Source organism: Dactylosporangium sp. NPDC000555 (assembly GCF_040300025.1).
In the GTDB taxonomy this organism is placed as follows: domain Bacteria; phylum Actinomycetota; class Actinomycetes; order Mycobacteriales; family Micromonosporaceae; genus Dactylosporangium.
On sequence record NZ_JBEPDB010000161.1, the window covers coordinates 1 to 7,399 of the forward strand.

The following is a 7,399-nucleotide window of genomic DNA, read 5'->3' on the forward strand; positions in this document are numbered from 1 at the left end:
GACGGCCACTACCTCAAACTCAAACTGACCCTCCAGGCCACCACCGAGGCCGCCGAAGCCCCCGACGGCAGCAAAGCCCTCGACATCGCCATCGACCTCTACAGCGGCCGCAAGATGGACGAGCTGATGTCCAACGCCGAGCGCGACCGCACGAAGAAGGACCTCGTCGCGAAGGTCGTGGAGGCCTACACGAAGGACAAGAAGAAGGAGGTGATGGACATCTACTTCACCACCTTCGTGATCCAGTGAACGAGCCCGGGCGCCGCGGGGCGCCCGGGCTCACGCGGAAACGGTTACGGCAGGTTCCAGCGCTGGTTCGCCCCACCCGAGCAGGACCAGATCTGCAGCTGCGTGCCGTCGGCAGAGCTGGGGCCGGCCGCGTCCAGGCACTTGCCGAGGGACTGCAGGCTGCCGTTCGCGCCGGCCGTCCACTGCTGCGCGGTGGTGCCGTTGCAGTCGTAGAGCTGCGCCTTCGTGCCGTCGGCGGAGTTCGCCCCGGCCACGTCGAGGCACTTGCCCAGCGCGCGCACGGTGCCGTCGCCGCCGACCGTCCACTGCTGGGCGGTGGTGCCGTTGCAGGTGTACAGCTGGATCTTCGTCCCGTTGGCCGAGCTGGCGCCGGCGATGTCGACGCACTTGCCGCCGTAGCCGGTGATCTGGCCGGTGCGCGTCGTCGGGGTGCCGCTGTCGGCGCCGGCCCAGATGTACGTGCCGACGGTCTTCGCGGGCAGGGTGCTGGAGAACTGCTGGGTGCCGACCCGCAGGGTGAACGTCTGGTTCGCCGAGGTCTGGTTCACGACCACGGTGACGAGCGTGCCGTCCGGGTTGAGGAACGCGACGTTGGTGACCGTGCCGGTCGAGCCGTAGCCGGTCGAGACGCGCCGGGCGCCGCGCTGCACGAACTTCGAGAACTGCGCGACCATGTTGAAGTCCGGCAGCGCCCAGAAGGTGTCACGGTTGCTGGTGCTCTGCACGAGCATGGTCGGGTCGGGCGAGCCGGACCAGCGCTCGGGCAAACGGTTCTGGTCCAGCATGCTCACCCAGCCCTCGTACAGGGTGGACGAGTTGCGGAAGTACTGCACGATGCGGTCGGCTCCCGCCGTACCCCAGACGGATCGCTCCGTCATGAGCACGTCCTTGTCGGGGTAGTTCGCCTTCACGGTCGACATCGCCGACGGGTCGCCGGCGTAGTCGTGGAAGGCGATGCCGTCCACCGAGCCGTACGCGTCGCTGCGGTTGGAGGCGGTGCCCAGGACGCCCGCGGCGTAGGACACCCCCTCGCTGAAGTTGTGGTCGAAGGCCCAGATCTTGACGGCACCGAGGGAGGCGCCGTTCAGTTCGTTGCGCAGCGCCTTGGCGAGCTGGCGCTCCTGGTCGGCGCTCACCAGCATGCCGGGGTAGTCCGGCGGGGAGAACAGCGGCTCGTTCTGCAGGGTGAGCGCGTAGATCGGGATGCCCTGCGCGACGTACGCCTGGATGGCGCGCCGGTAGTAGGTCGCCAGCGTCGGGATGTACGCGCTGTTGAGGCTGCCGCCGATGATGTTGTTGTTGGTCTTCATCCACGGCGGGGCCGACCATGCGCTGGCGAAGATGCGCAGGTTCGGGTTGATCGCGAGGGCCTGCTTGAGCGTGGAGATGATGTTGTAGTCGATGTCGCGCTGGATGGAGAAGCGCGACAGCGACGGGTCGGCCGGGCCGTCGTTGTAGGTGTAGAAGTCGTGCGAGGTGAAGTCGCTCGTGCCGAACGTGATCCGCGCGACGTTGAAACCGGCGCCGCTGGACGGGTCGACGAGGGTACGCAGCGCGCGGTCGCGGGCGGAGGCGCTCATCCGCGACAGGTTGTAGATCGTCGACTCCTCCAGCGACGAGCCGACCCCCAGGATCGTCTGGTAGCGCGTGTTGGTGTCGACGGTGACGGTGGCGTTCCCGGACGCCGCGCCGACCGTGATGTCGGCCTGGCGGGACAGCTGGTACGGGGTGCCGGCGAGGCCGGCGGCGGGGTTGGTGTACCAGTTGCCGTTCTTGGGCTCGTATCCCGCGGTGCGGGACTCGGAGCTCCAGTAGACCTGGACAGAGCTCGCCGCCGCGGCGGCGGGGAGCTGGGCGGACGTGAGCAGGGCGGCTGCGGTGGCCGCGACGAGCAGCGCAGACAACGGCCGGGTTGGGACCATCTGCACGCCTCCTGGCGGGGTGTAGGGCGGGGTAACTTCAGGACTTGTATTAAGCCCTGGCGCCATATATCTGTCAATATTCCTAACAAATGGCTCGTCGCGGCACTGCGAGCGAGGCGTCCCCGGCGTGCGCCTGGGGGCGAGAATAACGGGTTGCGCGGCGGCGTAGCGTCTTCGGTAGACAACTCGTCGAGTGGGGGGAGCCGGCCGTGCAGTATCGCACTGCTGTCGTCGTTCCCCGCTCGCAGCACGAGGTGATTCGCGTGTCTTGCCTCCCCCCGGTGTCCGCTCGCGCGGCGACACTGGGGCGTCCCGCGTCCGGCTGAGCATTCGGCCCGCGGGGCGAATCGCGCTGTCCTGTCCGAGTGACGAGCCCGTGAAGGGGCTACAGTGCGAAACGAACTGGACCGCGTCCGTAACATCGGCATCCTGGCCCACGTGGACGCGGGCAAGACCACGACCACCGAGCGGATCCTCTTCGCCACCGGCGCCACCTACAAGCAGGGCGAGGTCCACGACGGCACCACCGTCACCGACTTCGACGCCCAGGAGCGCGACCGCGGCATCACCATCTTCGCCGCCGCGGTCAGCGTCGGCTGGGACGGCCACCGGATCAACCTGATCGACACCCCCGGCCACGTCGACTTCGCCGACGAGGTCGAGCGCTCCTTGCGCGTCCTCGATGGGGCGGTCGCCGTGTTCGACGGCGTCGCCGGCGTCGAGCCGCAGAGCGAGTCGGTGTGGCGGCAGGCGGACCGCTACGGCGTGCCGCGCATCGCGTTCGTCAACAAGCTCGACCGGGCGGGCGCCGACCTGGCCGCCGCGGTGGCCTCGATCCGCGACCGGCTGCACGTCACCCCGCTGGTGGTGCAGGCACCGAGGGGCGCCGAGTCGGCGTTCGACGGCGTTTGGGACCTCACGGAGCCCTCCGGGATTCCGGAGGTCTCCGTCCAGCGCGCGGCGCTCGTCGAGCAGGTCGCCGAGCTGCACGGCGGCGCCCTCGAGGAGTACGTCGAGACCGGCACGCTGAGCCCGGAGACCCTGCGCGGGGCACTGCGGGAGCTGACGCTCAGCGGCACCGCCGTGGTCGTGCTGTGCGGCTCGGCGTACCGGGACAAGGGCATCGAGGAGCTGCTCGACGCGGTGGTGGCGTACCTGCCGTCGCCGCTGGACCGGCCCCCGGTGCGCGGCGAGTGGGACGGCGGGGAGCGGGAGCGCCCGGCCGACCCGGACGCGCCGTTCGCCGGGCTGGTGTTCAAGGTGAGCGCCGCCCCCACCGGACGGCTGACGTATCTGCGGGTGTACTCGGGCACGCTGCGCAAGGGGATGGAGGTGTTCGAGCCGAACGCGGGCGAGACCGAACGCGTCTCGCGCATCCTGCAGGTCCAGGCCGACCGGCACACCGACCTGCAGCGCGCCGTCGCCGGCGACATCGTCGCGGTGGTCGGGCTGAAGCTCGCCCGCACCGGCGAGACGCTGTGCGACCCGCGGCACCGGCTGGTGCTGGAGCCGCCGTCCACGGCGACGCCCGTCGTCTCCGTGGCCGTCGAGGCGAGCAGCCGCGCCGACACCGGCCGGCTGGCCGTGGCGCTGGCCCGGCTGGTCGAGGAGGACCCGTCGCTGGTCGTGCGCACCGACGCCGAGACCGGCCAGACGCTGCTGCGCGGCATGGGCGAGCTGCACCTGGAGGTCGCGGTGGAGAAGATGCGCCAGACGGGCAACGGGCTGCGGATCAGCGTCGGGCGGCCACAGGTCGCCTACCGCGAGACCCTCGTGCGCGGCGTGCGCGGGCTGCTGTTCCGCTACGTCAAACAGGAGGGCGGCTCCGGCCTGTACGCCCACGTGACCATCGATGTGTCTCCTGTGGACGGTGAGGAGCTGGTGTTCGAGTCCACTGTGGTCGGTGGTCACGTGTCCAAGGAGTACGTGCGGGCGGTCGAGGCCGGCTGCCGCGACGCGCTCGCGTCCGGCCCGGTCGCCGGCTACCCGGTGACGGGCGTGCGGGTGACGCTCACCGACGGCCGGATGCACGAGAAGGACTCCTCGGAGCTGGCCTTCCGGCTCGCCGGCCGCGAGGCGCTGCGGCAGGCCTTCCGGGAGTCCGAGATGGTACTGCTGGAGCCCGTGGCCGAGGCCACCGTGACCGCCCCCGACGACATGGTCGGCGGCGTGCTGGGTGATCTCGCGGCTCGCCGCGGCCGGGTGACCGGCTCGGTGGCCCGCGGCGGGACGGTCGTCGTCACGGCGACGGTGCCGCTGGCCGAGCTGTTCGGTTACGCGACGCGGCTGCGCAGCCGCACGCAGGGCCGTGGCACGTTCACGACCCGCCCGGCCGGCTACGCCCCGGCGCCGGCCGGGGTGCTCGCCGGATAGGGGATCGATGCGCATCCCGCGGTGTCGCGGGATGCGCATCGGACCTGCTGTGAAGCCGACAACAACGGGTACGCACCGGCTCGCATCAGCTACGGTTGAGGTTTTTCAGGGAGGTTGCGCTGTGCTGCTGGCCGTGCTGGACGTGGGATCGAACTCCGCGCATCTGCAGATCGTCCAGGCCAGCTCGCGCAAGCCGCCGCGGCCGGTGTTCCGGCTCAAGGCGCCGACCCTGCTCGCCGAGTCCGTCACGCCGGACGGCGCGCTGACGCCCGATGGCGTCGACCGGGTCGTCGAGGCGGTGGCATGCACGGTCGAGGCGCTCCGCGAGCACCCGGCCGCCGACCTCATCCCCCTCGCGACCGCCACGATCCGCGACGCGACGAACAACGCGGAGATCCGCCGCCGCGTGCGCGAGGCGACCGGCGTCGAGCTGCGCTCGCTCAGCGGCGAGGACGAGGCCCGGGTCACGTTCCTGGCCGTGCGGCGCTGGCTGGCCGGCCCCGAAGGCCTGCTGCTGCTCGACATCGGCGGCATGTCGATGGAGATCGCCGCCGGCCACGACGAGCGGCCGGACCTGGCGGTGTCGCTGCCGCTCGGCGCGGGCCTGCTGACCCGCCGGTTCCTGCCCGAGCACCCGGCCGGCCGCGACGCTGTCGAGCGCGTCCGCCGGCACGTGCGCGCGGCGGTGCGCCCGGTCGCCGCGGAACTGGCCCGCCGGCCCCGCGCCGACCGGATCGTCGGCACGTCGAAGACGTTCAAACAGCTGGCCCGCCTGACCGGCGAGAACGACCGGCTCACCCGCCGTGCGCTGCGCGGCTGGGTGCCGCGGCTGGCGCAGATGAGCCCCCGGCAGCGGGCGAAGCTGCCCGGGGTCGCCCCCGCCCGCGCGCGTCAGCTGCTCGCCGGCGCGGTCACCGCGATCACCGTGATGGAGTCGCTCGGCCTGCGCTCGCTGGACGTCTGCCCGTGGGCGCTGCGGGAGGGCCTCCTGCTGCACCGCTTCAGCGAGCTCAGGGGCTGACCTCAGCCGCGCTACGCGTTGCGGGGCAGGTGCAGCTTGTCGTCGGAGCGCACCTTCCGGTCGAACGGCATGGCCGGATCGTCGGGCTCGCCGCCCAGCCCGTACGGGGTGTGGATCCCCCGCGCCGAGCCGTTGGCCCTGCCCTCCTCGTCGATGACGGACGCCCCGTCGCTGCCGGGCGTCCCGGTGGTGCCCATCGTGGCGTTCTCTTCGCTCATACCGATCGGGTTACCCCGTCACGGCCGGTTCTCACCCTGTGTCAGGCGGGCGGCCATGCCGGTCAGCAGCAGGGCGAGGCCGTGCTCGAAGTCGGCGTCGGGGTCGCGGAGAACCTCGGTCGCGACGCGGGCGGCCAGCGGGTGGCGGGCCGGGTCGAAGGTCTCGGTCAGGCGCTCCGGGCGGTACGGGCTCTGCTCGCCGTACTCGGCGCCGAGACGGGCCTGCTCCTCGATGGTGTGGCCGACGGTGTAGTGCAGCAGAGCGGCGACGCCGCGCGCGGCGTCGGGCAGCGTGTGACCGACGTCGAGCAGGGTGCGCAGGGTCAGCTCCATCACGCGCGGCAGTTCGGGCCCGGCGAGGTTGGTGCCGGCGAAGACGCGGGCGCCGTCGCGGTAGCGCAGCAGGACCCGCCGCAGGTTGCGGGCGCGCGCGGCGAGCCAGTCCGGCCACGGCTCGGCGCGCCACGGAGCCTCCAGGCCCTCGATCGACTCGGCGAACATCACCGCCGCCATCGCGTCGAGCAGGTGCTGCTTGTTCTTGACGTGCCAGTACAGCGTCGGGGCGCGCACGCCGAGGCGGTCGGCGACCAGGCGCATGGTGAGGCCGTCGAGCCCGGTCTCGGCGAGCAGCTCGAGGCCCGCGCGGGCGATCACGTCCGGGTTGATGGCCATGGGTTGACACTCTAACAGCATTAGAGGCATCCTGAACGACATGAGAGGACTCTAACGTCGTTAGAGAGATGGGGGATGACATGGAGCGGACCGAGGTGGTCGTCGCCGGCGGCGGCCCGACCGGGCTCATGCTGGCCTGCGAGCTGAGGCTGGCCGGGATCGACGTGGTGGTGCTGGACCGCGCCGCCGGGCGCAGCGGGGAGTCGCGGGCTGGTGGCCTGCACGCGCGCAGCCTGGAGATCCTGGAGCACCGGGGCATCGCCGAGCGGTTCCTGAGCGCCGGGCGGCGGGTCCCGGGCGGGCACTTCTCCGGGCTGCGGCTGGACCTGGACGGGCTGCCGACGCGGTACCCCTTCGTGCTGGGCCTGGTCCAGGCGCGCATCGAGGCGCTGCTGGAGGAGCGCGCCGCCGAGCTCGGCGCGCGGGTGCGCTGGTCGTCGGCGGTGACCGGGCTGACCCGGTCGGCGAGCCACGCCGAGGTGACCACGGCCGGCGGCGCGACGATCCGGGCCGAGTACGTCGTGGGCTGCGACGGCGGGCGCAGCGCGGTACGCCGCCTGGCCGGCATCGCCTTCGACGGCACCGACGCGACGCTGACGTCGATGCTCGCCGACGTGGAGCTGCACCAGCCGCCGGACGGCCCGATCTTCCAGCGGCGCGCGCCGCTGGGCGATTTCAGCGTGCTGCGGCTCGAGCCGGGCCGGCACCGCCTGATGATCAACCAGTACGACCGCGTCGTGCCCCGCGACGCGGCCATCGACTTCGCGGGCTTCCGCGACGCGTTCGTCGCCGTCAGCGGTACCGACTTCGGCATGCACAGCCCGCGCTGGGTCTCCCGCTACAACGACGCGGCCCGGCTCGCCGCGAGCTACCGAGCCGGGCGGGTGCTGCTGGCCGGCGACGCCGCCCACGTCCACTGGCCGGCCGGCGGGCAGGGCCTGAAC

At 72.0% G+C, this 7,399-nt stretch carries 7 protein-coding genes; 4 read left to right on the top strand and 3 right to left on the bottom strand.

The window, feature by feature from the left end:
• Positions 1-249, top strand: a 249-nt coding sequence (locus ABT297_RS42095) for a flagellar basal body-associated FliL family protein (RefSeq protein WP_350559492.1), incomplete at its 5' end; no start/stop codon positions are given.
• Positions 250-293: 44 nt separating this feature from the next.
• Here the strand turns inward: ABT297_RS42095 and ABT297_RS42100 are convergent.
• Entirely contained in the window at positions 294-2,171 is a 1,878-nt protein-coding gene (locus tag ABT297_RS42100) for a ricin-type beta-trefoil lectin domain protein (protein ID WP_350559495.1), read from the bottom strand.
• Positions 2,172-2,561: 390 nt separating this feature from the next.
• On the opposite strand from ABT297_RS42100, the gene fusA reads away from it, so the two are divergent.
• Positions 2,562-4,544 carry an elongation factor G gene (gene fusA, locus ABT297_RS42105; protein WP_350559498.1) on the top strand — a complete coding sequence of 661 codons (1,983 nt, stop codon included), beginning with the start codon at positions 2,562-2,564 and terminating at the stop codon, positions 4,542-4,544.
• Between the two features lie 121 nt (positions 4,545-4,665).
• Positions 4,666-5,565, top strand: a complete 900-nt coding sequence (locus ABT297_RS42110) for a Ppx/GppA phosphatase family protein (protein WP_350559501.1) — start codon at positions 4,666-4,668, stop codon at positions 5,563-5,565.
• Between the two features lie 11 nt (positions 5,566-5,576).
• Here ABT297_RS42110 and ABT297_RS42115 read toward each other — a convergent pair whose 3' ends face one another.
• Both ABT297_RS42115 and ABT297_RS42120 read right to left on the bottom strand, forming a co-directional pair.
• Entirely contained in the window at positions 5,577-5,783 is a 207-nt protein-coding gene (locus ABT297_RS42115; RefSeq protein ID WP_350559504.1) for a hypothetical protein, read from the bottom strand.
• Between the two features lie 18 nt (positions 5,784-5,801).
• Complete coding sequence (locus tag ABT297_RS42120) at positions 5,802-6,455, bottom strand: TetR/AcrR family transcriptional regulator C-terminal domain-containing protein (protein WP_350559507.1); 654 nt, start codon at positions 6,453-6,455, stop codon at positions 5,802-5,804.
• Between the two features lie 68 nt (positions 6,456-6,523).
• Between ABT297_RS42120 and ABT297_RS42125 the strand changes: the two genes are divergently transcribed.
• Positions 6,524-7,399, top strand: an 876-nt coding sequence (locus ABT297_RS42125; RefSeq protein WP_350559510.1) for an FAD-dependent monooxygenase, incomplete at its 3' end; no start/stop codon positions are given.